Annotated in this window: 25 protein-coding genes; 15 read left to right on the top strand and 10 right to left on the bottom strand. The window is 64.0% G+C overall.

From position 1 onward, the window contains the following. Positions 1-13 precede the first annotated feature (13 nt). The 4 genes from fadA (at position 14) to CXK94_RS10345 (ending at position 5,129) form a co-directional block, all read left to right on the top strand. Positions 14-1,189 (top strand): acetyl-CoA C-acyltransferase FadA, encoded by a 1,176-nt coding sequence (fadA, locus tag CXK94_RS10360; protein WP_102894277.1) that lies wholly within the window; start codon positions 14-16, stop codon positions 1,187-1,189. Positions 1,190-1,322: 133 nt separating this feature from the next. Then, positions 1,323-1,556, top strand: a complete 234-nt coding sequence (locus tag CXK94_RS10355) for a DUF1653 domain-containing protein (protein WP_102894276.1) — start codon at positions 1,323-1,325, stop codon at positions 1,554-1,556. 284 nt (positions 1,557-1,840) lie between these two features. Next, a complete protein-coding gene (topA, locus tag CXK94_RS10350; protein ID WP_102894275.1) occupies positions 1,841-4,441 on the top strand; it encodes a type I DNA topoisomerase in 2,601 nt (866 codons plus the stop codon). 169 nt (positions 4,442-4,610) lie between these two features. After that, positions 4,611-5,129: a DUF6586 family protein gene (locus CXK94_RS10345; RefSeq protein WP_102894274.1), complete on the top strand. Its 519-nt coding sequence runs from the start codon at positions 4,611-4,613 to the stop codon at positions 5,127-5,129. A gap of 18 nt (positions 5,130-5,147) precedes the next feature. Here the strand turns inward: CXK94_RS10345 and CXK94_RS10340 are convergent, their stop codons facing one another. After that, positions 5,148-5,987, bottom strand: coding sequence for a DMT family transporter (locus tag CXK94_RS10340; protein ID WP_102894273.1), 840 nt, complete (start codon positions 5,985-5,987; stop codon positions 5,148-5,150). A 188-nt stretch (positions 5,988-6,175) separates the two neighbouring features. Here CXK94_RS10340 and CXK94_RS10335 point away from each other — a divergent pair, with 188 nt between their 5' ends. Then, positions 6,176-6,412: a hypothetical protein gene (locus CXK94_RS10335; RefSeq protein ID WP_037039428.1), complete on the top strand. Its 237-nt coding sequence runs from the start codon at positions 6,176-6,178 to the stop codon at positions 6,410-6,412. Between the two features lie 75 nt (positions 6,413-6,487). Here CXK94_RS10335 and sulA read toward each other — a convergent pair whose 3' ends face one another. Then, complete coding sequence (gene sulA / locus CXK94_RS10330; RefSeq protein ID WP_102894272.1) at positions 6,488-6,958, bottom strand: SOS-induced cell division inhibitor SulA; 471 nt, start codon at positions 6,956-6,958, stop codon at positions 6,488-6,490. Positions 6,959-6,968: 10 nt separating this feature from the next. After that, positions 6,969-7,577, bottom strand: coding sequence for a transcriptional repressor LexA (gene lexA, locus CXK94_RS10325; RefSeq protein WP_102894271.1), 609 nt, complete (start codon positions 7,575-7,577; stop codon positions 6,969-6,971). Positions 7,578-7,782: 205 nt separating this feature from the next. On the opposite strand from lexA, the gene CXK94_RS10320 reads away from it, so the two are divergent. From CXK94_RS10320 to CXK94_RS10285, 8 genes are all read left to right on the top strand, one after another. Beyond that, on the top strand, positions 7,783-8,490 hold the full coding sequence (locus CXK94_RS10320; RefSeq protein WP_037039436.1) for a TetR/AcrR family transcriptional regulator: 708 nt from the start codon (positions 7,783-7,785) through the stop codon (positions 8,488-8,490). Positions 8,491-8,529: 39 nt separating this feature from the next. Further along, positions 8,530-9,054 (top strand): L,D-transpeptidase, encoded by a 525-nt coding sequence (locus CXK94_RS10315; protein ID WP_102894270.1) that lies wholly within the window; start codon positions 8,530-8,532, stop codon positions 9,052-9,054. Between the two features lie 15 nt (positions 9,055-9,069). Then, entirely contained in the window at positions 9,070-10,068 is a 999-nt protein-coding gene (gene nagZ, locus CXK94_RS10310) for a beta-N-acetylhexosaminidase (RefSeq protein ID WP_102894269.1), read from the top strand. A gap of 25 nt (positions 10,069-10,093) precedes the next feature. After that, the gene (locus tag CXK94_RS10305) at positions 10,094-10,831 is read left to right on the top strand and encodes an S-methyl-5'-thioinosine phosphorylase (protein ID WP_102894268.1); all 738 of its coding nucleotides are present in this window, start codon (positions 10,094-10,096) and stop codon (positions 10,829-10,831) included. 151 nt (positions 10,832-10,982) lie between these two features. Continuing rightward, a complete protein-coding gene (locus CXK94_RS10300; protein ID WP_180984410.1) occupies positions 10,983-11,480 on the top strand; it encodes an LEA type 2 family protein in 498 nt (165 codons plus the stop codon). Positions 11,481-11,487: 7 nt separating this feature from the next. After that, positions 11,488-11,676, top strand: a complete 189-nt coding sequence (locus CXK94_RS10295) for an SEC-C metal-binding domain-containing protein (protein ID WP_102894267.1) — start codon at positions 11,488-11,490, stop codon at positions 11,674-11,676. A gap of 7 nt (positions 11,677-11,683) precedes the next feature. After that, on the top strand, positions 11,684-12,148 hold the full coding sequence (locus CXK94_RS10290) for a DUF2489 domain-containing protein (protein ID WP_102894266.1): 465 nt from the start codon (positions 11,684-11,686) through the stop codon (positions 12,146-12,148). Between the two features lie 73 nt (positions 12,149-12,221). After that, positions 12,222-14,759 (top strand): penicillin acylase family protein, encoded by a 2,538-nt coding sequence (locus tag CXK94_RS10285; protein ID WP_102894265.1) that lies wholly within the window; start codon positions 12,222-12,224, stop codon positions 14,757-14,759. An 18-nt stretch (positions 14,760-14,777) separates the two neighbouring features. Here CXK94_RS10285 and tsaA read toward each other — a convergent pair whose 3' ends face one another. From tsaA to CXK94_RS10265, 4 genes are all read right to left on the bottom strand, one after another. Further along, entirely contained in the window at positions 14,778-15,485 is a 708-nt protein-coding gene (gene tsaA, locus CXK94_RS10280) for a tRNA (N6-threonylcarbamoyladenosine(37)-N6)-methyltransferase TrmO (protein ID WP_102894264.1), read from the bottom strand. A gap of 105 nt (positions 15,486-15,590) precedes the next feature. Next, positions 15,591-16,799: a tryptophan synthase subunit beta gene (trpB, locus tag CXK94_RS10275; protein ID WP_102894263.1), complete on the bottom strand. Its 1,209-nt coding sequence runs from the start codon at positions 16,797-16,799 to the stop codon at positions 15,591-15,593. 137 nt (positions 16,800-16,936) lie between these two features. Then, positions 16,937-18,262 carry a 30S ribosomal protein S12 methylthiotransferase RimO gene (gene rimO, locus CXK94_RS10270; protein WP_102894262.1) on the bottom strand — a complete coding sequence of 442 codons (1,326 nt, stop codon included), beginning with the start codon at positions 18,260-18,262 and terminating at the stop codon, positions 16,937-16,939. Positions 18,263-18,408: 146 nt separating this feature from the next. Beyond that, complete coding sequence (locus CXK94_RS10265; RefSeq protein WP_256046179.1) at positions 18,409-18,837, bottom strand: DUF1652 domain-containing protein; 429 nt, start codon at positions 18,835-18,837, stop codon at positions 18,409-18,411. 378 nt (positions 18,838-19,215) lie between these two features. Here CXK94_RS10265 and CXK94_RS10260 point away from each other — a divergent pair, with 378 nt between their 5' ends. Further along, on the top strand, positions 19,216-20,385 hold the full coding sequence (locus CXK94_RS10260; RefSeq protein ID WP_037039463.1) for a hypothetical protein: 1,170 nt from the start codon (positions 19,216-19,218) through the stop codon (positions 20,383-20,385). An 11-nt stretch (positions 20,386-20,396) separates the two neighbouring features. Then, positions 20,397-21,119: a ferritin-like domain-containing protein gene (locus CXK94_RS10255; protein WP_037039465.1), complete on the top strand. Its 723-nt coding sequence runs from the start codon at positions 20,397-20,399 to the stop codon at positions 21,117-21,119. Between the two features lie 85 nt (positions 21,120-21,204). On the opposite strand, the gene CXK94_RS10250 is transcribed toward CXK94_RS10255, so the two are convergent. The 3 genes from CXK94_RS10250 to CXK94_RS10240 all read right to left on the bottom strand — a co-directional run bounded on the left by CXK94_RS10250 (position 21,205) and on the right by CXK94_RS10240 (position 23,841). After that, entirely contained in the window at positions 21,205-21,648 is a 444-nt protein-coding gene (locus CXK94_RS10250) for a DUF421 domain-containing protein (protein ID WP_102894260.1), read from the bottom strand. Positions 21,649-21,657: 9 nt separating this feature from the next. Continuing rightward, positions 21,658-22,167, bottom strand: coding sequence for a hypothetical protein (locus CXK94_RS10245; protein ID WP_102894259.1), 510 nt, complete (start codon positions 22,165-22,167; stop codon positions 21,658-21,660). A 111-nt stretch (positions 22,168-22,278) separates the two neighbouring features. Then, entirely contained in the window at positions 22,279-23,841 is a 1,563-nt protein-coding gene (locus CXK94_RS10240; protein ID WP_102894258.1) for a sensor domain-containing diguanylate cyclase, read from the bottom strand. Between the last annotated feature and the right edge of the window lie 944 nt (positions 23,842-24,785).

The raw sequence follows: 24,785 nt of genomic DNA, 5'->3' as shown, positions 1-24,785 counted from the left end.
TGAGAGTGAAGATATGAGCCTGAATCCGAGAGATGCAGTCATTGTCGACTTCGGCCGTACCCCGATGGGGCGTTCCAAGGGCGGCATGCACCGTAACACCCGCGCCGAAACCCTGTCCGCGCAGCTGATCGAAGGCGTGCTGGCGCGCAATCCGAAGGTCGATCCGGCCGAGGTCGAGGACGTGATCTGGGGCTGCGTCAACCAGACCCTGGAGCAGGGCTGGAACATCGCCCGCATGGCCTCGCTGCTGACCCGCATCCCGCACACCAGCGCCGCGCAGACCGTCAGCCGCCTGTGCGGTTCGTCGATGAGCGCGCTGCACACCGCCGTGCAGGCGATCCAGACCGGCAACGGCGACGTGTTCGTCGTCGGCGGCGTCGAGCACATGGGCCATGTGGGCATGATGCACGGCGTCGACCCGAACCCGCAGCTGTCGCTGTATGCCGCCAAGGCCTCGGGCATGATGGGCCTGACCGCGGAAATGCTCGGCAAGATGCACGGCATCGGCCGCGAGCAGCAGGACGCCTTCGGCGAGCGTTCGCACCGCCTGGCGCACAAGGCCACCGTCGAGGGCCTGTTCAAGGATGAGATCATCCCGATGCAGGGCTACGACGAAAACGGCTTCCTCAAGGTGTTCGACTACGACGAGACCATTCGTCCCGAGACCACCCTCGAGAGCCTGGCCGAGCTCAAGCCGGCGTTCAACCCGAAGGGTGGCACCGTCACCGCGGGCACGTCCTCGCAGATCACCGACGGCGCGTCCTGCATGATCGTCATGTCCGCGCAGCGCGCCAAGGACCTGGGCATCCAGCCGATGGCCGTGGTTCGCGCCATGGCAGTGGCCGGTGTCGATCCGGCGATCATGGGCTACGGCCCGGTGCCGTCGACGCAGAAGGTGCTCAAGCGCGCCGGCCTGACCATGGACGACATCAGCCACGTCGAGCTCAACGAAGCCTTCGCGGCACAGGCGCTGCCGGTGCTCAAGGATCTCAAGCTGCTCGACAAGATGGACGAGAAGGTCAACCTGCACGGCGGCGCAATCGCCCTGGGTCACCCGTTCGGCTGCTCCGGTGCGCGTATCTCCGGCACCCTGCTCAACGTGATGAAGCAGAACAACGGTACCCTCGGCATCGCCACCATGTGTATCGGTCTGGGCCAGGGGATCAGCACGGTCTTCGAGCGCCTCTGACAGACAGATGCAAATGACTGCGCTAGGCTGATAGCCGCGCCCGCAGGTTCGCGGGCAGAGTTTGTCAGCCGGTGCATGGAAGCCGGGGCCTGGTGCCCCGGTTTTTCTTTTTTGTCGTTGCGTGGAGGTAGGCATGCAGTTGCAGCCGGGGCGTTATCGCCACTACAAGGGCCCCGAATACCGCGTATTCGCCGTGGCGCGGCATTCCGAGACGGAAGAGCCGATGGTGTTCTATCAGGCGCTGTACGGGGAACGTGGCCTCTGGGTTCGGCCGCTGTCGATGTTCAGCGAAACCGTCGATGTCAATGGCGAAACCGTCCCGCGGTTCGCCTTGATCGAGGTCGAGCCGAGCCTTTTTGAGGGTTGAGCTGGCATGCGGCCAGCAGGCTCGCGCTTGACCTCACCTCCATCGCCACTATATATAGCGGTGCTTTTTAGACAGAGCGAAACCTTCAGCGTCCGGTTTACCGGCATTCAGTGGTGCTGATTCGCGCCAGACGTCATCGGGGGATAACGGGCAGGCTTGTGGGCCGCCGTTCGCAAATTCCGCGCTAGCGTTCGCTGATGCCTTGCCGACCGCCGCTGGCACGGGTATTCACACTGCCGAAGCGTCGCCTCTGTTCACCTCTCGATTCAGGAACTCTCCTCTCCATGGGTAAATCGCTGGTCATCGTGGAATCACCGGCCAAGGCCAAGACAATCAACAAGTATTTGGGTAACCAGTACGTGGTGAAGTCGAGTATCGGCCATATCCGCGACCTCCCCACCAGCGGTTCGGCCAGCAAGGAGCCGGTCAAGCGCGGCAAGGCCGCCGCCGAGGCGCCTGCGCTGTCGCCCAAGGAAAAGGCCAAGCGCCAGTTGGTCGCGCGCATGGGCGTCGACCCCGAGCACGGCTGGAAGGCCAAGTACGAGATCCTGCCCGGCAAGGAGAAGGTGATCGAGGAACTGCGCCGCCTGGCCAAGGAAGCCGACACCATCTATCTCGCGACCGACTTGGATAGGGAAGGGGAGGCCATCGCCTGGCACCTGCGCGAGTCCATCGGTGGCGACGACAGCCGCTACAAGCGCGTGGTGTTCAACGAGATCACCAAGAAGGCGATCCAGGAAGCCTTCGCCGAGCCCGGCGAGCTCGACCTGAACCGGGTCAACGCGCAGCAGGCGCGGCGCTTCCTCGACCGCGTGGTCGGCTACATGGTTTCGCCGCTGCTCTGGGCGAAGATCGCCCGTGGGCTGTCTGCTGGCCGTGTGCAGTCGGTGGCGGTGAAGCTGGTGGTCGAGCGCGAGCGTGAAATCCGCGCCTTCGTTCCGGAAGAATACTGGGAAGTGCATGCCGACCTGGCCACCGCGCAGCAGGCCAAGGTGCGTTTCGAAGTCGCCCGCGAGAACGGCGAGGCCTTCAAGCCGCTGAACGAGGCGCAGGCCAATGCCGCGCTGGAGAAGCTCAAGGGCGCGAAGTACAGCGTCAGCAAGCGCGAGGACAAGCCGACCAGCAGCAAGCCGTCGGCGCCTTTCATCACCTCGACCCTGCAGCAGGCGGCGAGCAATCGCCTGGGCTTCGGCGTGAAGAAGACCATGATGATGGCCCAGCGGCTCTACGAGGCGGGCTACATCACCTACATGCGTACCGACTCGACCAACCTCTCGGCCGACGCCATCGCCATGGTGCGCGGCTTCATCGAGGACGAGTTCGGCAACAAATACCTGCCCGAGAAGCCCAACGTCTATTCGAGCAAGGAGGGCGCTCAGGAGGCGCACGAGGCGATCCGCCCGTCCGACGTCAACCTGCGGCCCAACCAGCTGTCCGGCATGGAGCGCGACGCCGAGCGCCTGTATGAGCTGATCTGGCGCCAGTTCGTTGCCTGCCAGATGCCGCCAGCGCAGTACCTGTCCACCAGCGTGACGGTCAGCGCCGGTGACTTCGAGCTGCGCGCCAAGGGCCGCATCCTCAAGTTCGACGGCTACACCAAAGTCATGCCGCAGCAGAGCAAGGCCGGCGAGGACGACGTGCTACCGGAAATGAACAAGGGCGACGACATGAAGCTGCTCAAGCTCGATCCGAGCCAGCACTTCACCAAGCCGCCGGCGCGCTATTCCGAAGCCAGCCTGGTCAAGGAAATGGAGAAGCGTGGCATCGGCCGGCCGTCGACCTACGCGGCGATCATTTCGACCATCCAGGATCGCGGCTACGTCTCGCTGCACAACCGTCGTTTCTACTCGGAGAAGATGGGCGACATCGTCACCGAACGCCTCTCCGAGAGCTTCAACAACCTGATGGACTACGGCTTCACCGCCGGCATGGAAGAGCACCTGGACGACGTCGCCCAGGGCGAGCGCGACTGGAAGCACGTGCTCGACGAGTTCTACGGCGATTTCCGCAAGAAACTGGAAGTCGCCGAGGCCAGCGAGAACGGCATGCGCGCCAACCAGCCGACGCTGACCGACATCCCGTGCAAGGTCTGTGGCCGGCCGATGATGATCCGCACCGCTTCGACCGGTGTGTTCCTCGGCTGCTCCGGCTACAGCCTGCCGCCGAAGGAGCGCTGCAAGTCGACGGTCAACCTGATCCCAGGTGACGAGATCGCCGCCGATGACGAGGGCGAGTCCGAGTCCCGCGTGCTGCTTGGCAAGCGTCGCTGCCCGATCTGCAGCACCGCAATGGATGCCTATCTGCTCGACGAGACGCAGAAACTGCATATCTGCGGCAACAACCCGGATTGCTCCGGTTATGAAATCGAGAAGGGCCAGTACCGCATCAAGGGCTACGAGGGGCCGAGCCTGGAATGCGACAAGTGCGGCAGTGAAATGCAGCTCAAGACCGGCCGTTTCGGCAAGTTCTTCGGCTGCACCAATGCCGAGTGCAAGAACACCCGCAAGCTGCTGAAGAACGGTGAGCCGGCGCCGCCGAAGATGGATGCGGTGAAGATGCCGGAACTGCGCTGCGAGAAGGTCGACGACACCTACGTGCTGCGCGACGGCGCTTCGGGGCTGTTCCTCGCCGCCAGCCAGTTCCCGAAGAACCGCGAAACCCGCGCGCCGCTGGTGCAGGAGCTGATCCCGCACAAGGATGAGATCGATCCGAAGTATCACTTCCTGCTCGAGGCGCCGCGGCAGGACCCGGAAGGCCGTCCGGCAGTGATCCGCTACAGCCGCAAGAGCAAGGAGCAGTACGTCCAGTCCGAGGTCAACGGCAAGCCCACCGGCTGGAAGGCCTTCTACGACGGCGGCAAATGGAAGGTCGAAGACAAGCGCTGACAGGCCTTGCCGGCCCGGTGTCCGATGAGCGGGCGCTTGGGCCGGCGCGCTTCGATACCGGCGCCGTGGCCAGCTTCCGTTATCCCCCCCCAGTGACACGGACGTGCTATTGGCGCGATGCCGCGCGAAGGTTCATTCTCTGCAACATCCCCTTTTCGGAGAGCATCCCATGGCTCACGAGCTCTACACCCGCACCAACCAGAAGATCTTTTTCGCCGGCCTGTCGCTGGATAGCTGGCGCAAGGCCGAAGAGGCCGCGTCGCTGAACTCCCAGGGGTTGATCCAGGCCGAGCGCGAAGCCTGCCTGTTCCATCTCTACGGCGCTCTGCTGGGGCTGTGCCACGAGATCGCCGGCTACTATCGCACGTCCGGCGCGGGTGCCCGCGCGGTGGCGGCGTTCCTCACCCGTGACGTGCTCGAAGCCGCGCCGAGCCCCGAACTTGCCGAACTGCTGGAGTTGTCCGAGCAGCCGGATACCTGGCTGTCTCAACTGCTCGATGCCTATGACGCGCTGTTCGAGGCGCCACGGGCGCCGGCGAAGGTCAAGACCGATCCGCGCCAGCCGCTGATCGAGGCGGTCAGTCTCGAAGAGGAAGTCCCGCCCTTGCCACGGGCCGAACTGGAGGCCTGGCGGCAGAACCTCAAGGGCTTGGCGTTGCGCTTTCGTGAATCGCTGACGGAGTGGTGAGACGCGCCCGCCGCGGCATCATGCGCGGTACCTGATCCTCAGCACCAGGGCGATGCCGCCGAGTATGGCCGCGCCGGAGATGAGCAGCGTTGCCGTCAGCGCCTCCCCCAGCAGCAGGGCGCCGGCAATTGCGGTGAGCAGGGGTACGCTGAGCTGTACGCTGGCAGCTTGTATCGCCACCAGGCCGGGTATGGCCGCGTACCAGATGGCGTAGCCGATTCCCGATGTCAGTGCGCCGGAGAGTAGCGCATAGACCACGCCGGCCCGATCCCATTGCTGCTGCCCCATCAGGATGAGGCACAGCAGCGCTGCGAATGGAACGGCCCTGGCGAAGTTGCCCGCGGTTGCCGCGAGCGGGTTGCTGGCCGCCCGTCCCCGCAGCGAATACACGCCCCAGGCCACACCTGACAGCAGCATCAGCAGGGCACCACCGAGCGCCGGTGCGCGGCTTCCCGGCAGCAACAGGATCAGCAACCCGCTCAGGGCGAGCAGCAGGCCGATTATCTGCCCTCGGCTGAACCGCTCGCCCTTCAGCAAGCCCCAGGCCAGCATGCTCAGCTGCACCGCGCCGAACAGCAGCAGCGCACCGGCCCCCGCATCCAGGCTGAGATAGGCGAAGGAGAAGCTCGCGGCATAGGCGAACAGGGCGCACGCACTGAGCCAGTCTCCGCTCAGCGGTTGGTTGGGCCGACGGATGCGCAGCAGCAGCCAGAGCGCGATTGCTCCGGCGAATATACGCAGCCCGGTAAAACTGGCAGGGTCCATGCCGGTGTCCCTCAGGGCAATGCGGCAAAGAATCGAGTTGCCGGCGAATGCAAGCATGGCCAGGGTGGTGAGCAGCAAGGTGCGGATCGTCATGTGCAGTCCTGTTCTCGGGGCGCATCGAGACGCCCACTTTCTTTTTCAGCACATCCTACGTTGTTGGCATTGCCGCGTGCATGATCGCTCTTCCGATGGGAGGCAATGAAGACCTGCTTCGGTCGGCCAACAGCTGTTCTGTCGGTAGTCGGCTGGTACAATGCCCGCCTTTCATGCGGAGCTGATCCATGCCTACATCTTTTCTGGAAATCGTCGAGCTACCCGACGGGCGCATCGTGCTTCGCCGCGCCGAGGACGAGGAGGTGCTGGTCACGCTGGATTTCTCCGATGATGCCAAGTTGTTCCTGCAGGGGCAGCATGTCGAGATCGCCAAGGCAATGTTCAATGTCGGGGTGCAGATGGCCGGCCGCATGACGGAAGGCGATTTCGAGCGGGAGGACGAGGAACCGCGCGTTCTGCATTGAGGCGGGAGGCGGTCGGTGGCAGCAGGTCGAGGGCCTGCTTCGGAGGAGGGCAGCACGTTCCCTGTGCTTTGCGACTCAACAACCCAGGCGGATATTGAGGCTTTGCGCTTCGCCAAGCGCGGCGGAGGCGCGCAGCTTGTTGCGGGTGAGGGCGTCGAGTTGCCCGAGCCAACTGACGACGGTGTGGCTGCAGCCCGAAGCGAGCGCCTTGCAGGCGAGCCCGAGTGCGCCTTCGGCGTCGCGTGGCTGCAGCAGGATGATGCGTTCACGGTTCAGCCCGCACTTGCGCAGCCAGTTCTGCGAGAGAAAGGCGGGCGGGGCGATCAGGGTCAGCCAGCGGCTGTCCGCGGCATCACCGAGTTCGCGCAGGATGGGCGCGAGCAGCAGGTGGCAATGTTCACTGCTGCCGCTGAGGCTCAGTTCGCTCAGGTGTTCCTGCTCGGGCTTGCTGCGTGGCTTCATCTCGCCGAAGGGCGTCAGGCTATGGGCGATGACGCCGTCGAACAGGGAAAGTTGTGGCCGGGAAGTGCTGGTCTGGTACTGCATGAACCTCTCCTTAGCGGCGTATGACGCCGACGCTCAAGCCTTCTATCACCAATTCCTGATGTTCGAGATCGACCTCGATGGGGGCGAATTCCGGGTTTTCCGCCAGTAGCCAGACTTTCTTGCCGTCGCGCTTGAAGCGCTTGACGGTAACCTCGTCGCCGACCCGCGCGACCACGATCTGGCCATTGCGTGCTTCACGGGTGGTGTGCACGGCCAACAGGTCGCCATCGAAAATGCCGATGTCCTTCATGCTCATGCCATGAACACGCAGTAGATAATCGGCGCGTGGATGGAAAAAAGTGGGGTTGATCTGGCAGGATTCCTCGACATGCTGCTGGGCCAGGATCGGAGCGCCCGCCGCGACGCGGCCGATGATCGGCAGACCGGATTCCTGGGGGGCGGGTTCGAAGTCGGGAATACGTATCCCGCGGGAAGCGCCGGGCGTCATCTCGATGGCGCCTTTGCGGGCGAGCGCCTTGAGATGCTCCTCGGCCGCATTGGGGGACTTGAAGCCGAGCTCCTGGGCGATTTCCGCGCGGGTAGGCGGGTAGCCATTGTCTTCCAGGCAACGCTTGATGAAGGCGAGGATTTCCGACTGGCGGGGCGTCAGCTTGATCATGGCGGTCTCTGTTCTTTTATACAGTGACTGGGATTATATACAGTGATCGGGCCTTGGCAATGACTGTTTCGCCGGTCCCGGGGCCGGCTGGGTGCGGGGGAGAAAGCCCTGCGACGATGACGCTAGTCTCGTGCGGGGTTTCATGGTTGACTTGTGGGTGGCTGAAACGTAAGTTTCAAACGGATGTTTGTCTTTCGGAGGGGGCATGGCGCAGTCGGAAACAGTTGAGCGCATTCTTGATGCAGCGGAACAGCTGTTCGCGGAAAAAGGCTTCGCCGAGACTTCGCTTCGCCTGATCACCAGCAAGGCTGGGGTCAACCTGGCGGCGGTGAATTACCACTTCGGCTCGAAGAAGGCGCTGATCCAGGCGGTTTTCTCGCGTTTTCTCGGTCCTTTCTGCGTCAGCCTCGAGCGTGAACTGGACCGCCGCGAGGCCTTGACGAGCAAGCCGGACACGCTGGAGGAGCTGCTGGAAATCCTCGTCGAGCAGGCGCTGGCGGTCAAGCCGCGCAGCGGCGACGACCTGTCCATCTTCATGCGCCTGCTGGGGCTGTCCTTCAGCCAGAGCCAGGGCCACCTGCGACGTTACCTCGAAGATATGTATGGCAAGGTGTTCCGCCGCTACATGCTCAAGGTGCACGAGGCGGCGCCGGCGATTCCTCCCCTCGAGCTGTTCTGGCGCGTGCATTTCATGCTCGGTGCGGCGGCTTTCAGCATGTCGGGCATCAAGGCGTTGCGGGCGATCGCCGAGAACGACTTCGGCGTAAAGACCTCCATCGAGCAGGTCATGCGCATGATGGTGCCTTTTCTCGCGGCGGGCATGCGTGCCGATAGTGGCGTCGAGGATGCCACGCTCGCGCAGGCGCAGCCGGTGGCCAGGCGCAACGCGGTGGCGATGCCGGCCAAGGCTTGAGCTACAAGGCCGGCGGTCTATCGGCTAAGCTAGCCGCCTATGACGCCTCTCGACCTGTTGCATATCTCCATTGCCGATCAACGACTTTACGGCTTCGCCGAAGGCCGGCTGCGCCTTCGTCTGCCCGTTTCCACCGCGCGTAACGGTGTTGGCGAGCGCAATGGCTCCGGTTGCACGCCGCGCGGGTTGCACCAGGTACGCGCGCGTATCGGCGAAGGGTTGCCGGCCGGGGCGGTGCTGCGCGGGCGGCGCTGGACCGGCGAGGTCTGGTCCGAGGCGCTGCACGCACGGTTTCCCGGTCGCGACTGGATCCTTACCCGGATACTCTGGCTCAGTGGCTGCGAGCCCGGTGTGAACCGGCTTGGCGAGGTCGATACGTTCCGCCGCTATATCTATCTGCACGGCACACCGGACCACGAGCCCTTGGGCGTGCCGCTTTCCCACGGCTGCATCCGCCTGCACAGTGCGGATTTGCTGGAACTTTTCCCACAGGTGCCGGCCCATTGCGCAGTGCGCATCGAAGAGGCCGCCTGCCCGGCCTGGGCCGCCGCCGCACTCGACTGAGGACTCGCTCATTTCATGCAAGGTTCATTGATGCTGGACATCGGCGGCACCTGGCTGACCGCCGAGGACCGCCACCTGCTGCGCCAGCCGGAAGTCGGCGGGCTGATCCTATTCGCCCGCAATATCGAGCACCCGCGCCAGGTGCAGGAGCTGTGCCGGGCGATTCGCGCGCTGCGCCCCGACCTTTTGCTGGCGGTGGATCAGGAAGGCGGCCGCGTGCAGCGGTTGCGCCAGGGCTTCGTGCGCCTGCCGGCGATGCGTGAGCTTTCCCGTTGCGCCGATGGACGACAGTTGGCCGAAGCCTGTGGCTGGGTGATGGCCACCGAGGTGCTGGCGGTGGGCCTGGACTTCAGTTTCGCGCCGGTGCTCGATCTGGACCACCAGCGCAGCGCGGTGGTCGGCACCCGGGCCTTCGAGGGCGATCCGCAACGCGCGGTAGAGCTGATCGAGGCCTTCATTGCCGGCATGCACGCCGCTGGAATGGCGGCCACCGGCAAGCATTTCCCCGGCCATGGCTGGGCCGAGGCCGATTCCCACGTGGCGATTCCGCTCGACGAGCGCAGCCTGGATGAGCTCCGCGGGTATGACCTGATTCCTTTCCGGGCCTTGAGCGCGACGCTCGATGCGGTGATGCCGGCCCATGTGATCTATCCGCAGGTCGACGAACAGCCGGCCGGCTTCTCGCGCCGCTGGCTGCAGGACATCCTGCGTGGCGAGCTCGGCTTTCGCGGCGTGATCTTCAGCGACGACCTGTCGATGGCCGGCGCCCATGTCGCCGGCGATGCCGCCGGGCGCATCCAGGCCGCGCTGGGTGCCGGCTGCGACATGGGGCTGGTGTGCAACGACCGCGCCGCCGCCGAATCGGCCCTGGCCGCGCTGCAGCGACTCGGGGTCAAACCTTCGCCGGCCCTGGCGCGGATGCGCGGCCGGGCGGCCGAGGCGCTGGACTACAAGCAGCATCCGCGCTGGCTCGCATCGCTCGGGGCGCTGAAGGCCGCCGGCCTCATCGAATGACGCCCTCTCTGCCAAAGGAACGACCATGACTGTCCATGCCATCATCGGCGGCACCGGCCTGACCGAACTGAGTGGTTTCGTCCTGCACGAGGCCCAGCACATCGATACGCCGTACGGCGCGCCCTCGGCGGTAGTCCTGCGCGGCGAATACGCCGGCAGGGAGGTCCTGTTCCTCGCCCGCCACGGCCATCCGCACCGGATCCCGCCGCATCAGGTCAACTACCGCGCCAATCTCTGGGCGCTGAAGCAGGCCGGTGCCGAGGCTGTGCTGGCGGTAAACGCGGTGGGTGGCATCCATTCGGCGATGGGCCCGGGGCACTTCTGCGTGCCTCACCAGTTGATCGACTACACCTACGGTCGGGCGCATACCTTCTTCGAGGACGACCTCGAGCATGTCACCCACGTCGATTTCAGCTATCCCTACGACGAAGAGCTGCGCGAGCGGTTGATCGGGGCATTGGCCGCCGAACGCTTCGCCTCCAGCAGTCATGGGGTATATGGCTGCACCCAGGGGCCGCGCCTGGAAACCGTCGCCGAGATCGTTCGAATGGAGCGCGATGGCTGCGATATCGTCGGCATGACCGGCATGCCCGAGGCGGTACTCGCCCGCGAACTGGAGTTGCCCTATGCCTGCCTGGCGCTGGTGGTCAATCCCGCAGCGGGCAAGTCGAGCGGCGTGATCACCATGGCTGAGATCGAGGCTGCGCTGCGCGAGGGCATCGGCAAGGCCCGCGCGGTGCTCGCCCGGGTACTGGCGGGCTAGACAGCGCCGTGGTCATGCCCCTCGCCGGTGCCTTGGCGAGGGGGCGGAAACCTCGTTGTCATACGGCGGCACGAGACTGGTAATTTTGCGGTGGGCCCCATTGCGGCAAGCATGTTGCTTGCTACACTTGGCCGTCCTATGGAGTACCGGAATGTTTTGCCAGGCACGCACGATAAGAATAGTGAAAACAGTGGTGTTGCTGAGTTTGCTTGGCGGCCTGGTGGGTTGTTCCACCTGGTTCACCGGTGACTTCAAGGACCCCGAGGTCCAGCTCACCAAGGTCGATATCATCAAGGCGAGATTGCTGGAACAGCAGTTCATGCTGCGCTTTCGCATCGACAACCCCAACGACCGCAGCCTGCCCGTTCGCGGGCTGATCTATACCGTTCACCTCAACGACATCGAATTGGCCAGCGGCGAGTCCAGCGGCTGGCTGACCGTGCCGGCCCATGGTTTCGAGTACTACGAGGTGCCGGTGCACACCAACCTGTGGCGCCATATGAAATACATCGTGCGGTTGCTGGAGAAGCCCGACCGTCCGATCCGATATCGCCTGGATGGCGAGATCAAGACCGGCCTGATGCTCGGCCGGCGCGTGCACATTTCCAGCGATGGCGAGATAATCCCGGGTAACTTTATTCCGGAGTAGTACCTAGATGAATCATGAAGCCCACGTGCACGGTCCCGATTGCAACCACGATCACGACCATGAACACCACCACGTGCATGGTCCGCATTGCAGCCACGGCCAGGAGCCGGTGCGCAACCCGCTGAAGGATGTCGGTCGCAACGACCCTTGCCCGTGCGGCAGCCAGAAGAAATATAAAAAGTGCCACGGCGCCTGAGCCTGCCATGACACCCCTGATGCTGAGTCTGCTGGTGGTCGGAGCGCTGCTGATTGTGGCGCTCGCCGGCTATGCGCTGTATCTCTGGCGCCGCGTCTGGCGCAATGAGCGGTTGCAGGCGCAGACTCGCGAGCAACAACAGCTGGCACTGGCGGAGGACCTGCGAATCCTCGCCAACTGCCTGCTGGACGAGCAGTTGCCGTTGATCGAAGGGGCGATCCGCATCAAGGTGCTGCTCGACAACTACGACGCCAGTCTCGGCCAGCATCCGCGTTGCCAGGTCTTCCAGGTGCTTTTCGAGGCGACCAGGGAGGTGCCGACCCATGCCGCCTGGAGGGCACTGGACAAGCGCGAGCGGCGCCACCACGAAGCCACTTTCAGCGCGCTGGAGCTGCAACACAAGGCGGAGGCCCGCCGCTCGGCCCGTTGGCTGCTCGACGAGGCTCTGCCAAACTTCCACGACGCCGCCTGATCGCCCGATCGTCATCGCTGCGCGCCATCCAGTCTGATAGTCCTTCCTTGCCCAGCCCGCACAGGAGCCGTCGATGTCTTCGTGTCTGCCATTCCCTCTGGTTCGCCTGGCCCTGGTGGCCACATTCGGCGTGTTCGGCCTCAGCGGCTGCCAGGCCTATCTCGACAACCGCTACAGCGCCAGCCTGCCGCCGGCGCAGGGCATCCAGCCGCTGACCGGGCTGGCGGGCAGTGCGAGTATCCGGCGCAATTCGCTGGGCATGCCGCTGATCGAAACCTCGTCGTTTCACGATGCGCTGTTCGCCATGGGATACGTCCACGCCAGCGACCGGCTGAGCCAGATGGTCAGCCTGCGCTTGATGGCCCAGGGTCGCCTGGCGGAAATGGTCGGCCCCGGCGTGCTGGAGACCGACCGTTTCATGCGCGCGGTCAATCTGCGCCAGAGCGCCGAAGTGCTCTACCGCGAATCCTCGCCGCGGATGAAGAAGTTCTTCGAGGTCTACGCCCGTGGCGTCAACGCCTACCTGTATCGCCACCGCGACAAGCTGCCGATGGACCTCGCCGAGTCCGGCTATAAACCGGAATACTGGAAACCGGAGGACTCGGTGCTGGTGTTCTGCCTGCTCAATTTCGGCCTGTCGCAGAACCTGCAGGAAGAGGTCGCCGCGTTGCTGATGGCGCAGAAAGTGGGTAGCGACAAGCTGGCCTGGCTGTTGCCCATCTACCCGGACGAGGCGTTGCCGTTCGACGAGGCGGACAAGCTCAAGGGCTTGAAGCTGGGTGGCAGCGTGCCCGGGCTGGCGGCACTCGAACGTGCCACACAGCCGCTGGCGGCTCTGACGCCGGCCGGCATGGCGGCCTCCAACAACTGGGCCATCGCCGGCAGCAACACGCGCAGCGGCAAGCCGATCCTGGCCAACGACACGCACCTGCCGCTGTCGATGCCCTCGTACTGGAATTTCATGCAGATCCGCGCACCGAAGTTCCAGGCGGCGGGCGTCACCATCGCCGGCGTCCCTGCCGTGGTGGCGGGCTTCAACGGCAAGCTCGGCTGGGGCATGACCATGGTCATGGGCGACAACCAGGACCTCTATCTCGAGCAGGTGCGTCGCGAAGGCTCGCGGCTGATGTACCTCGCCGACGGCAAATGGCTGCCGGCCCGCGAGCGCCACGAGACCTACTTCGTCAAGGGCGAGCGGCCGATCCGCGAGACCATCTTCGAGACTCGCAACGGCCCGCTGCTCAACAGCGTACTCGGCGAGCGCAAGCACCCGCTGCAACCGTTGCAGCTCAGCAGTGGCTACGGCCTGGCACTGAAGACCACGCAGCTGGAAGCCGATCGCACGCTGGACGCCTTCTTCGACCTGTCCCGCGCGCAGTCGGTGGACCAGGCCTTCGAGGCGACCCGGGAGATTCGCGCCGCCGCGCTCAATCTGGTCTTCGCCGACCAGCAGGGCATCGGCTGGCAGGTTACCGGGCGTTTCCCCAACCGTCGCGAGGGGCTGGGGCTGGTGCCGTCGCCGGGCTGGGACGGTCGCTACGACTGGGATGGCTATGCCGACCCGATGCTGCATCCCTACGACCAGGACCCGTTCCAGGGCTGGCTAGGCACCGCCAACCAGCGCAGCGTGCCGCGCGGCTATGGCATGCAGCTGTCCAGCTCCTGGTACGGCCCGGAGCGCTATGAGCGACTGGCGGAGCTGGCCGGGCGCGGCAAGCATGACACCCGCAGCACCATCGCCATGCAGTACGACCAGGTCACGCCGTTCGCCGCCAAGCTCAGGGCGATGTTCGAGGCGCCGGGCATGGCCGGGCCGCTGCGCCAGGCGATCGATGCGCTGCCGGCCGCCGAACGCAGCAAGGCGCGCGAGGCGCTGGATCGGTTGCTCGCCTTCGATGGCAAGCTCGCGGCCGATTCGGCCAACGCCGCGCTGTATGGCGCCTTCCTGCACGAGAGCGCGCGGCAGATCTTCCTCGACGAACTGGGGCCTGAGGACTCGCCGGCCTGGCGTGCGCTGGTGCAGACGGCCAACACTTCCTATTCGGCCCAGGCGGACCATCTGCTCGGCCGCGAAGACAGCCCGTTCTGGAACGACCAGCGTACCGCGCAGAGCGAAGACAAACCGGCGATCCTGGCGCGCAGCCTGGCCGCTGCGGTGAGTTTGCTGGAAACCCGTCTCGGCAACGAGCGCAGCGCCTGGCAATGGGGCAAACTGCATACGGCTCGCTGGACCTCCGGCGCGACGCAGCTGGCGCCGCACATGCCGGCCGGCCAGCGCAGCAAGATCAACGCCATCGGCAACTACCTCGACCGTGGTCCCTATGCCATGGGCGGCGATCACAGTACGCTGAATGCCTCGGCCTATCACCTGGGCACGGACTTCGATACCTGGCTGATCCCGGCGATGCGCATCATCGTCGACTTCGGGCTGGACGAGCCGATGATCGGGCTGAACAGTTCGGGCCAATCCGGCAACCCGGCCAGCCCGCACTACGCCGACGGCATCGAGGCGTGGCTGAAGGCACAGTACCTGAGCTTCCCGTTCAAGGCGGAGAATCTCGACAAGGTCTATGGCACGCAGCGCCTGTTGCTGACCCCGGCCGGCAAGTGAGGTCGCGCCGCGCCGGCCTCAGGTCAGTTGCGGCGTCGCGGGTATCACCTCGAGCACGCGGATCGTGCCCGGCGCAGGGTAGTGCCAGCGCACGTCGACATCCCAGAACTGCGCGCCGTAGCGCCGCTCGGGCTCCGGCTTCTGGTACGCGGGGCGTGGGTCCTGCGCCAGGCATTGCTCGATGAGTTCCACCAGCGGCTCGCCGAGGCGCAGCGCTTCGCGGTGGGCCTGCCGCAACCCGCTTTCCGTCCACTGCACCTCGATCAGCGCCGGCGCGCCCGCAGCCATTTCGTTGCGCGCATCCGGCAGGGCGTCGGCGTAGGGCACATAGGGCTTGATGTCGAGTACCGGCGTGCCATCCAGCAGGTCGATGCCGGAGATGAACAGCCGGTCCGCTTCGATGCGATCCAGCCTGACCACCGATTGACCGATACCGTTGGGGCGATGCGTCGCGCGGGTGGCGAACACGCCGACCATGCGATTGCCGCCCAGGCGCGGCGGTCGCACCTTGAGACGTGGCGTGCTTTCCAGCGCCTGATGGAAGAGGAACAGCAGCCATACATGGCTGACCTGTTCGAGTCCGGCCACCGCATCGCCCTTGTCGAACGGCGGCAGCAGTTCCAGTACGCCGCGTGCGGCCGGGGCCAGGCTGGGTTGGCGCGGAATGGCGAACTTTTCCTTGAAGCAGGAGCGAACGTAGGCGATCGGCGAGACGCTGTGTTGCATGGGGCAGGCCTGGATACGGGCGGGCGGCTGGGCATCTTACCCGCTATGGCGCCGCGTTGCGCAGCGGGGCCGCTCCGGTTACGGCGACGGCCCGCTGCGAAGGGGTTACAGACCGAGCAGGTTGGCGACGTAGTCGGCATCCTTGTCGCCGCGGCCGGAGAGGTTGACCAGAATGTGGCTGTCCTTGCCCAGCCTCGGCGCGGTGCGAATCGCCCAGGCCACCGCGTGGGCACTTTCCAGCGCGGGGATGATGCCTTCGACGCGCGACAGGGTCATGAAGGCATCCAGGCATTCCTGGTCGGTCGCGGTCTGGTAGTTCACCCGGCCGATGTCCTTGAGGTAGCTGTGCTGAGGGCCGACGCCGGGATAGTCCAGTCCGGAGGCGATGGAGTGCACCGCGGACGGGTTGCCCTCGGCATCTTCCAGCACGTAGCAGGCCATGCCGTGCAGTTCACCGGGTTTGCCCTTGGACAGGGTGGCCGAATGGCGGCCGGGCTTGTCCAGGCTTTCGCCGGCCGGCTCGATGCCCACCAGCTCGACCGCGGCGTCTTCCAGGAAGGCTGTGAAGATGCCCATGGCATTGGAACCGCCGCCGACGCAGGCGACCACCTGGTCCGGCAGGCGACCATGCCTGGAAAGAAACTGGCCGCGCGCCTCTTGACCGATGATCGACTGGAAATCGCGGACCATCTTCGGGAACGGATGCGGGCCGACCACCGAGCCGATGGCGTAGAGGTAGTTGTGCGGATCCTTCAGGTATTCCTCGAAGGCGCTGTCCACCGCTTCCTTGAGCGTCGCCGCGCCGCGGGTGACCGCCACCAGCTTGCAGCCGAGGATCTTCATCTTGGTGACGTTGGGATGTTCCTTCTCGATGTCCACCTGGCCCATGTGGATCTCGCAGGGGATGCCCACCAGCGCGCAGGCGGTGGCCAGGGCGACACCGTGTTGGCCGGCGCCGGTCTCGGCGATCACCTTGGTCTTGCCCATGAACCGGGCAAGCAGTGCCTCGCCCAGGCAGTGGTTGATCTTGTGTGCCCCGGTGTGATTCAGGTCCTCGCGCTTCAGGTGAATCTGCGCGCCACCGAGCTGCTCGGAGAGGCGCCGGGCATGGAAGATCGGGCTCGGCCGGCCCACGTAGTCGGCGAACAGCGCCGCCAGTTCCTGCTGGAAATCCTCGCGCTGGCGGATCTCTTCGTAGGCCAGGTCGATGTCGTCCATGGCCTGCTTGAGGTGCGGCGGCACCAGCTGGCCACCGTAGGGGCCGAAGTAGCCATGGGCATCGGGCATGGCGGTGAAGCGAGAATCGGACGACATGGTTTTTGCTCCGGAGGCGAAGGCGGGCTGCCGATCATAGCCATTGGCCGCGATGCTGCAAGCGGGCGCAGCGCCGCATTGCCAGGTGGTAGAAATGAAAACGCCCCGTCTGTGCGGGGCGTCTCGCGGCGGGCGGGTCAGATTGCCTCGGCCCAGAGGTCATACTCATCGGCGTTGGTCACCCGTACGCGTACCTTGTCGCCGGGCTGCAGTGGCCGCTCGCTGTCGACGTAGACCATGCCGTCGATCTCCGGGGCGTCGGCCCAGGAGCGGCCGATGGCGCCGTCCTCGTCGACTTCGTCGATCAGTACGTCCAGTTCCTGGCCGACCTTGCGCTGCAGGCGGGCGGCGCTGATCGCCTGCTGGTGTGCCATGAAGCGGTCCCAGCGCTCCTGCTTGATCTCGTCCGGTACCGGCTCCAGGCCCATTTCCTCGGCCGGCGCGCCCTCGACCGGCGAATACTGGAAGCAGCCGACCCGGTCGAGCTGGGCTTCGGTGAGCCAGTCGAGCAGGTACTGGAAGTCTTCCTCGGTCTCGCCGGGGAAGCCGACGATGAAGGTGGAGCGGATGGTCAGCTCGGGGCAGGTCTCGCGCCACTGCTGGATGCGCGCCAGGGTCTTGTCCTCGAAGGCCGGGCGCTTCATGGCCTTGAGCACCTTCGGGCTGGCGTGCTGGAAGGGGATGTCGAGGTACGGCAGGATCTTGCCGGCGGCCATGAGCGGGATCACGTCGTCGACGTTGGGGTAGGGGTAGACGTAGTGCAGGCGCACCCACACGCCCATCTGGCCGAGCGCCTCGCACAGCTCGAGCATGCGCGTCTTGACCGGCTGGCCGTTCCAGAAGTCGAGCTTGTACTTGAGGTCCACGCCATAGGCGCTGGTGTCCTGGCTGATCACCAGGATTTCCTTCACGCCGGCCTTGACCAGGCGCTCGGCCTCGGAAAGCACGTCGCCTACCGGCCGGCTGACCAGCTTGCCGCGCATGGACGGAATGATGCAGAAGCTGCAGGTATGGTTGCAGCCTTCGGAAATCTTCAGGTAGGCGTAGTGGCGCGGGGTGAGCTTGATGCCCTGCGGCGGCACCAGGTCGATGAAGGGATCGTGCTCGATGCTCGGCGGTACGACCTCATGCACGGCATTGACCACCTGCTCGTACTGCTGCGGACCGGTAACGGCCAGCACGCTGGGATGCACGCCGCGGATGTTGTTCTCGTCCACGCCCATGCAGCCGGTGACGATCACCTTGCCGTTCTCGGCGAGCGCCTCGCCGATGGCATCCAGCGATTCGGCCTTGGCGCTGTCGATGAAGCCACAGGTATTGACCACCACCACATCGGCATCCTCGTAGGACGGCACGATCTGGTAACCCTCCAGGCGCAGCTGGGTGAGGATGCGCTCGGAGTCGACGGTTGCTTTTGGACAGCCCAGCGACACGAACCCGATATTTCCGACTTTCTTCGACATTGCAGGCCGCCTCGGCTCTCACGGCATGGAAAAAATAGCGCGCGAGTATACAGCTATCCGAAGTTTTTCGATGCCTGTCGCGTAGCTGAAGCAGCGCCGATCGTCAGTGCGCGGATACCGTGGTTCGGCATTGCCGGCCTTGCCGCTCAGGACAGTTTTTTTCCGTCGAACTGCATGCGGGGACGCGCCAGCTGATCTATGAGCCCGGGATTGGCGGCCTCGAGATGAACCTCGATCGTGCGTATCAGTTGGAAGAGTTCGGCATGGGACAGCGAGGTCGCACAAGGAATGCCGTCAAGCGTGCAACTGACGCCGGCTTCGTCGCGGATGGTGACCGTGATGGTGCTGGGTGAGTCCATCGCGGCATAGAAGTGGAGGGGGGAAAAATACGCCCGAATCGCATTGAACGCTTCAGGCAGTCGCAAGGATTTCATCGCTGGGTTCCCATGGCAGGCAGGACGCTCGGCGCTGCCGAGCGTTACTGATCGATTCGTTCTCACCAGTGCAAAATCTTTGCCGTTGAGCAATGGGGTACGGGGCGAACCGAGGTCGATGCTTGCGTTGCGCCATTGCAATCCGGGGTCGCTGCTCCATGAGTACCGTCAAGCGCTTTCCACCATGCCTCTACCAGTGGCCCGCTGCTCCTAGGTGAAGCGTAGTTCCTCCCCGACGCCTTCTTACCCTACCCGGGGCACCATCGGAATTATCCCGACGAGCGGGTAGAGTCCTGTAAGCGCGGGCAAGCGAAGCGACGAGGCGGGCAGGCACGGGATGTCTGGCGGGGCGGTATTTCTTGACTGGCTCGCTTCATCGGTCATCCGCGCCTGTAGCACGTTTCCGCCTGGCGGGGGCAATTGAATTCTCGGCGCGGCTCACCGGTCAGTCTTAAGGATCGCCCACTTCCCGGCGCGATCCCTGATTGCCCGATATTCACGCACGACAACGGAGGCTCCATGGAGACCCTTTCCGGAATTTTCGACAACAAAGGTACGCCCCTGGATAAGCAGAAATTCACATGGAAGGAAATGGCCGGCAAACCGATCAGCAAGCTCGATGACGATGCGTTTACCCGCGTGCGCATCATCCTCATGAATGGGGTGGAAACCGATTCGCTACGCCTCAAGCACGGCATTGCCCGTTTCAACAAGGAGCTGCGCTTGCCGCTGGCCGAGATTCGTCGCACCGAGCAGCACCAGGCGACCATGATCAATTGGCTGATCGGTGCCGACCACTCGCCGCTGGAAACCACCGTCGCCTATGAACAGGTCGCGATCGAGGTCACTGCCGCGGTGGCGCAGAACGAGCCTGATCCCTACCAGGCACAAACCTATCGCTTCGGCCTGCTGGAGGATTTCGACCACCTGTACCGCTACTCTGCCATGCTCGACCGCCTGGAAGGCAAGGATGCCAACAATATCCTGCAGGGTTATACCGATATCGTCCCAGGGCGCAAAACCTCCGAGCATCATCGCCATCCGCAGAACGACATCCGCGACAACTACGAGAAGAACACGGCGGCGCTGATCACCAAGATTCACGCGGCACTGATCACCGGTGCGGAATACCAGACCCACGACTATTACCAGAACATCGGTCCTCTGTTCGCCGATCCGCTGGCGCGGCAGCTCTATGCCGAGATCGCCTCGGTGGAAGAACAGCACGTCACCCAGTATGGCTCGTTGTCCGACCCCAGCGAGAGCCACATCGAGAAGTGGTTGGTGCACGAGGCGATGGAGGTCTACATGTACGCCAGTTGCGCTGAGCAGGAAACCAATCCGCGGATCAAGGCGATCTGGGAGCGCTTCCTCGACTACGAACTGGGCCACCTGAACGTCGCCTGCGAATGGTTCAAGAAGATCGAGGGCCGTGATCCGGCGGAGATCCTGGCCGGCCCGCTGCCGAAGATGGTGGAGTTCAAGAGCCAACGCGATTTCGTGCGCCAGGTACTGGCGGCCGAGGTCGACCTGCGCTCTGCCGGAACGGCCTACGTGGACAAGGCCAAGGAGCCGCAATCCTCGCTTGACTACCGTAAACACCTGGCTTCCCAAGGGCTCGCATCGGACATCGTGTCCGCGGGCTACCAGTGGGCACCGGGTGGTGAACTGTTTCGCAAGGCTTCCTGAGGAGAACCAAGATGGCGACTGCAGCAAAGCTTGGCACCAATTTCACCGGTGTGCAGATGTCCCCGAAAGATACTCAGCGGCTGATGGAGGCCGTCGAACATACGCATCCCGATGTCGCAGGTGACGACAGCCTGCTCATGATCGAGCGTAGCAAGCGCAATGAAGAGGCCGACCGTATCGGCTCGGTCCCCGTTCCCGGTTCGGCGAAGGGAATGCTCAAATCCACTTTCGACATGGTCAAGGGCAAGAGCCCTGAAGTACTGGTCGACAAGCTTGGCGAACGGATCGCCTTCGAGCGCAACGGGGTTCGCCTGTACGACGCGATGCTCGCCAAGGTCAAGGCAATGGATGTCGTGGGCTCCGACCTGGTGGCTGTGCTCCAGCATATTCGCGACGAGGAGTTCGAGCATATGTTGATGGTCGAGGATGCCATCAGGAATCTGGGCGCCGACCCCACCGCGCAGACACCGTGCGCCGATGTCGCCGCGGTAAAGTCCATGGGCCTGATGCAGGTACTGACCGATCCGCGAACCAACATCGCGCAGGGCCTCAATGCGCTCCTGACCGCCGAGCTGGAGGACAATGCCGCGTGGGAACTGTTGATCGAGCTGGCCGAAGCCGGCGGTCACTCCGGTATCGCCAAGGGCTTCGTCAAAGCCAAGGCGCAGGAAGATGACCATCTGATCAAGATCAAGACATTGGTGCGGCGAGGCTTGATCAGCGATATCAAATAGAAGGCCAGGATCGGAACTGATTTGGCGTGCCTGCGGGTACGCCTTTTTTACCGGAGTGACCGATAGGCTGCGATTAAACGACAGGCTATTCCTGCGGAATGATGGAGATTTTTCCGTTCCTTTCGAGTATCGCGAACTTGATCTGAGCGAGGCTTTCCAACCCCTGCGTGCTCCGAGCCGCCTCCAGGATGTCGCTCTCATCCACTCTCGCTCGCGCCAGACGTGGCTTGATGGTCTTGCCGTACTCAACAAGAATCATCGGTTCGCCATCCAGGTATTTCGCGACGCTGGGCGACCATTGCTTGATCAATGACAGGAATATGTTTATCGCCACCAGCGAGCAGATCACCAGCATGGCGTTGGTGACGGAAAAGTCATCGCCGAGCAGCGCCTGCTGGGTCGCTTCGCCGATGATCAACAACAAGACGAAGTCGAAGTTGGTTATTTCGGATAACGTTCGCCGTCCCGCAATCCTGAAGAGTACAAGCAGGATCAGATATATCGCGGCAGCTCGTAGAACCGAGTCCATCTTGGCGTCCTATGGGTAGACCAGCTGCCAGATACCGACACGCTGTCCGTTCGACCTCACCGAGAATCTGGCCAGACCTATGGCGTCGGGGCGAATGGTGAAGTAGGCCGCGACCCAACCATCGCCGTCGGCCTTGAACTGCAGCACCAGCCCCGCCCCGGTACTATGGGACTCCACCGGCTGGGGCTGGATCGTCTCGATCGTGAAGGTATCGAGAAATTTCCCGTCGATGGTTATCCGGGCATCGCCTTCGGGGTTGGCTTTTGCGCGAATCCTGATGCTGCTCGATGCGGCATTGCGTTCGAATCGCTGGTATTCGACCTGCAGCTCCCTGGACGCAGTGGCGGATATGCTCTTGCTGAGCGGGCCGGTGCTGAACAAACCCAGCAACGTAGCCAGAACGATGGCGCCGAGCAGTATCCAACCCAGGCGCTCCATGTGCCAGAGCCTGGCCTGAACCTCCATGTCCTCTTGGATGGGATGACTTCTATTTCGCATAGAGTCATCGGTAGTCGTCATGGTCTTCTCCAATCCGCGCAGCGGGATTGCTAGACCTGTGATGTTGCGCGGAGGGGCGGGTTCCGCCTGGTATGCGGCATGAAGGCGCGACGTCTGGTCATGGCCGCCGGCCTATCGGTCCTCGGCGATCACCAGCCGGTTGCGGCCGCGCTGCTTGGCTTGATACAGCGCCTTGTCCGCTGCCTTGATCGCTTGTTCGACGCTCTGCTCGGCAGGCTGGCAGAGCGATACGCCGATCGAGATGGTGACCGGTTCGATGCATGGCATTCGTGCCACGCACTCACGCAGGCGTTCGGCGACCAGCACGGCCACGTCGATGTCGGCATCCGGCAGAAACATGAGGAATTCCTCACCGCCGTATCGGCACAGCACGTCCGCTGAGCGGGACGCTGAGCGCATCAGTTCGGCGACCTGGCCGATCACCGCATCGCCAGCCGCGTGCCCATGGCCATCGTTGATGCGTTTGAAGTGATCGATGTCCAGCGCGACGACGGCGAACGGGTTGCCTTGCGCCTGCAGTATGTCCAGCGCATTGGCCATGCCGCGGCGATTGCGCAGGCCGGTCAGCGGGTCGGTCTGGACATCCTGATGCAGCCTGCCGATCTTCTGTTCGAGCAGGCCGATGCCCAGCAGCAGGGCGCGCTTGAGCTGCGCCGTTTCGAAATACCAGGAGGGGACCTTGCGAATGCGCTCGGAGATATCCGGCGTATCCAACTCGCTCGCCCCCTGCGCCAGCTGCCATAACGGACGGGAAATCAGGCGCGCCAGGGCCCATATGCAGAGCAGCACCAGCGCCACCGGGAACGCGGTATGGCCGAGCACGCCCAGCATGTGGTCGTTGAGCTCGACCAGCGTGGAGGCCGTCGGACGCTGGGCCACGATTCCCCAGCCGGCGATGGGCACCACGGCGTAGCCCGCCAGCATGTCGACGCCCTGGCTGTTGATCACGCGCTGGCTGCCGGAACGCCCGGCCACGACCGCATCGATCACCTGGTTATTGGTGACGATGGTTCCCACGCGCGCGGCGTCGGGGTGGTACAGCAGCCGGCGGTCGCCGTCGACGGCATAGAGGTAGGAACCGTCCTGGTAATGATGCTCGCCCAGCAGGCTGTTGAGGATGTTCTCCTGGCGCAGATAGATGGTGCCGCCCACGTATCCCAGGTATTGCCCGTCACGCATGATCGGCTGCGAGATGAAGACCACCAGGTTGCCCGCGGCGGAGACGTACGGTTTGCTGATCATGGGACGACGTTCACGCCGCGCCTCCAGCGCGCCCGGTGAAGCAAGCTGCTGGCCAATGATCTCCAGGGTCGCCGGCGCCGTGGCCAGAACCTCGCCGTCGCCGCGGGTGATGACAATGCTGTTGAAGCTGTTGGTCTGCTCGTTGAGGCGCCGTGCCTCTGCCTCCACCATCCGGGATTCATCGAGCTGCTGGGCCAGCTGGGCCGCGCTGAAGCGCAGTTGCTGCTGGGCCGAGCGGAAGAACTTCTCGGTGCTGTCGGCGAGTTTGGCTGCGTAGGTGCGGTTGGCCTCCAGCGTGCTATCGATGAGTAGCTGCCGCTGTACCTGGTAGCTGGCGTAGAAGCTGATCCCCAGCGTCGCCAGCGAGCTCAGTATTGCCAGCAGCAGAATCAATCGGCGCAGATCCAGGCGGAATACGGAAGCGGTGAGCATAGGTTACCGGGCTTGGCTGGCGGCACCGCATGTTAGGCCCAAGAATCGCAAGGCTTCCAGTGTAATCGGGAAATTCTGTGCAAAACCGCCACGGCGGCGATCGTCCGTCAGGGACGGCAAGGTTACAAGACAAAGGCCAGTGCGTGAGGTTCTCTGCAGATTATCGTGGCGGAGGCTGCTGATACCGGACTGGCAAGATTGGGTGTTGCTGCCATTTGGTTTGAGCTTGCGCCTCGGTGATCAGGGCGCTTACCGAGTGTGCTGACACTTCTGGTTTCGGCCCCTCGGCCGAGTCACTTGACTCGCTTCGCTCGCCCTTCGGGCCAGCCTGCGGCTGTTACTCCGCTACGCTCCGTATCTCGTTGCTTGCCGAGAACGTAACCAAAGAAGAAGGGCACCCGACATCCAGGTCTGTCCGCTGCGCGGCCAGACTTCCCTCCTTCCGGTGCCGCTCCGGGGGCCGTCACGATGGGACGTCCCTACCTCGGCGGCCCCGTCCATCGTTCCTCGCTCGGCGTCCCTGCCTCGCGTCCTCCTGCGCGACACCTCCACTCGGCCTCCTGACGGGAACGGAGTCCGAGTCACCTGGAAGATCGCTGATGTTAGCTTTGGCTTGGTTTTTTCTTTCTGCACGAACCATCAGGCGACACCCAACGCCCCTTCAGGAGGGTGAGCGGAATCGTTGCGTAGGGGGTTGAGCGGCATGGACGCCGCGAGAGACGCGAAGGGACAGGGACGTCCCTTCGCGGCGTGCCCCTGGAGCGGCGATGGAGAGAACGGACCCGGAGCGAAGCGCAGGGCCGGATGCAGGGGCAAGCGTTTTTGCTTACTTTTTTCGCGACTGAAAAAAGTGAGTCGCCCAGCAGGGCGAAACCAAGCTCTCAAGCAACTCGTTAATCGCCAATGAAAGCAAAACTTTCATTCAACACACCCAATCTTGCCAG

Source organism: Stutzerimonas stutzeri (assembly GCF_002890915.1).
Taxonomy (GTDB): Bacteria; Pseudomonadota; Gammaproteobacteria; order Pseudomonadales; family Pseudomonadaceae; genus Stutzerimonas; species Stutzerimonas stutzeri_AF.
This window is presented reverse-complemented; position numbering and strand designations above follow the sequence as displayed.

Coding starts and splice junctions, on each gene's coding strand:
- fadA (WP_102894277.1), top strand. CDS start 14: ATGAGCCTGAATCCGAGAGATGCAGTCATTGTCGACTTCGGCCGTACC.
- CXK94_RS10355 (WP_102894276.1), top strand. CDS start 1,323: ATGCAGTTGCAGCCGGGGCGTTATCGCCACTACAAGGGCCCCGAATAC.
- topA (WP_102894275.1), top strand. CDS start 1,841: ATGGGTAAATCGCTGGTCATCGTGGAATCACCGGCCAAGGCCAAGACA.
- CXK94_RS10345 (WP_102894274.1), top strand. CDS start 4,611: ATGGCTCACGAGCTCTACACCCGCACCAACCAGAAGATCTTTTTCGCC.
- CXK94_RS10340 (WP_102894273.1), bottom strand. CDS start 5,987: ATGACGATCCGCACCTTGCTGCTCACCACCCTGGCCATGCTTGCATTC.
- CXK94_RS10335 (WP_037039428.1), top strand. CDS start 6,176: ATGCCTACATCTTTTCTGGAAATCGTCGAGCTACCCGACGGGCGCATC.
- sulA (WP_102894272.1), bottom strand. CDS start 6,958: ATGCAGTACCAGACCAGCACTTCCCGGCCACAACTTTCCCTGTTCGAC.
- lexA (WP_102894271.1), bottom strand. CDS start 7,577: ATGATCAAGCTGACGCCCCGCCAGTCGGAAATCCTCGCCTTCATCAAG.
- CXK94_RS10320 (WP_037039436.1), top strand. CDS start 7,783: ATGGCGCAGTCGGAAACAGTTGAGCGCATTCTTGATGCAGCGGAACAG.
- CXK94_RS10315 (WP_102894270.1), top strand. CDS start 8,530: ATGACGCCTCTCGACCTGTTGCATATCTCCATTGCCGATCAACGACTT.
- nagZ (WP_102894269.1), top strand. CDS start 9,070: ATGCAAGGTTCATTGATGCTGGACATCGGCGGCACCTGGCTGACCGCC.
- CXK94_RS10305 (WP_102894268.1), top strand. CDS start 10,094: ATGACTGTCCATGCCATCATCGGCGGCACCGGCCTGACCGAACTGAGT.
- CXK94_RS10300 (WP_180984410.1), top strand. CDS start 10,983: ATGTTTTGCCAGGCACGCACGATAAGAATAGTGAAAACAGTGGTGTTG.
- CXK94_RS10295 (WP_102894267.1), top strand. CDS start 11,488: ATGAATCATGAAGCCCACGTGCACGGTCCCGATTGCAACCACGATCAC.
- CXK94_RS10290 (WP_102894266.1), top strand. CDS start 11,684: ATGACACCCCTGATGCTGAGTCTGCTGGTGGTCGGAGCGCTGCTGATT.
- CXK94_RS10285 (WP_102894265.1), top strand. CDS start 12,222: ATGTCTTCGTGTCTGCCATTCCCTCTGGTTCGCCTGGCCCTGGTGGCC.
- tsaA (WP_102894264.1), bottom strand. CDS start 15,485: ATGCAACACAGCGTCTCGCCGATCGCCTACGTTCGCTCCTGCTTCAAG.
- trpB (WP_102894263.1), bottom strand. CDS start 16,799: ATGTCGTCCGATTCTCGCTTCACCGCCATGCCCGATGCCCATGGCTAC.
- rimO (WP_102894262.1), bottom strand. CDS start 18,262: ATGTCGAAGAAAGTCGGAAATATCGGGTTCGTGTCGCTGGGCTGTCCA.
- CXK94_RS10260 (WP_037039463.1), top strand. CDS start 19,216: ATGGAGACCCTTTCCGGAATTTTCGACAACAAAGGTACGCCCCTGGAT.
- CXK94_RS10255 (WP_037039465.1), top strand. CDS start 20,397: ATGGCGACTGCAGCAAAGCTTGGCACCAATTTCACCGGTGTGCAGATG.
- CXK94_RS10250 (WP_102894260.1), bottom strand. CDS start 21,648: ATGGACTCGGTTCTACGAGCTGCCGCGATATATCTGATCCTGCTTGTA.
- CXK94_RS10245 (WP_102894259.1), bottom strand. CDS start 22,167: ATGACGACTACCGATGACTCTATGCGAAATAGAAGTCATCCCATCCAA.
- CXK94_RS10240 (WP_102894258.1), bottom strand. CDS start 23,841: ATGCTCACCGCTTCCGTATTCCGCCTGGATCTGCGCCGATTGATTCTG.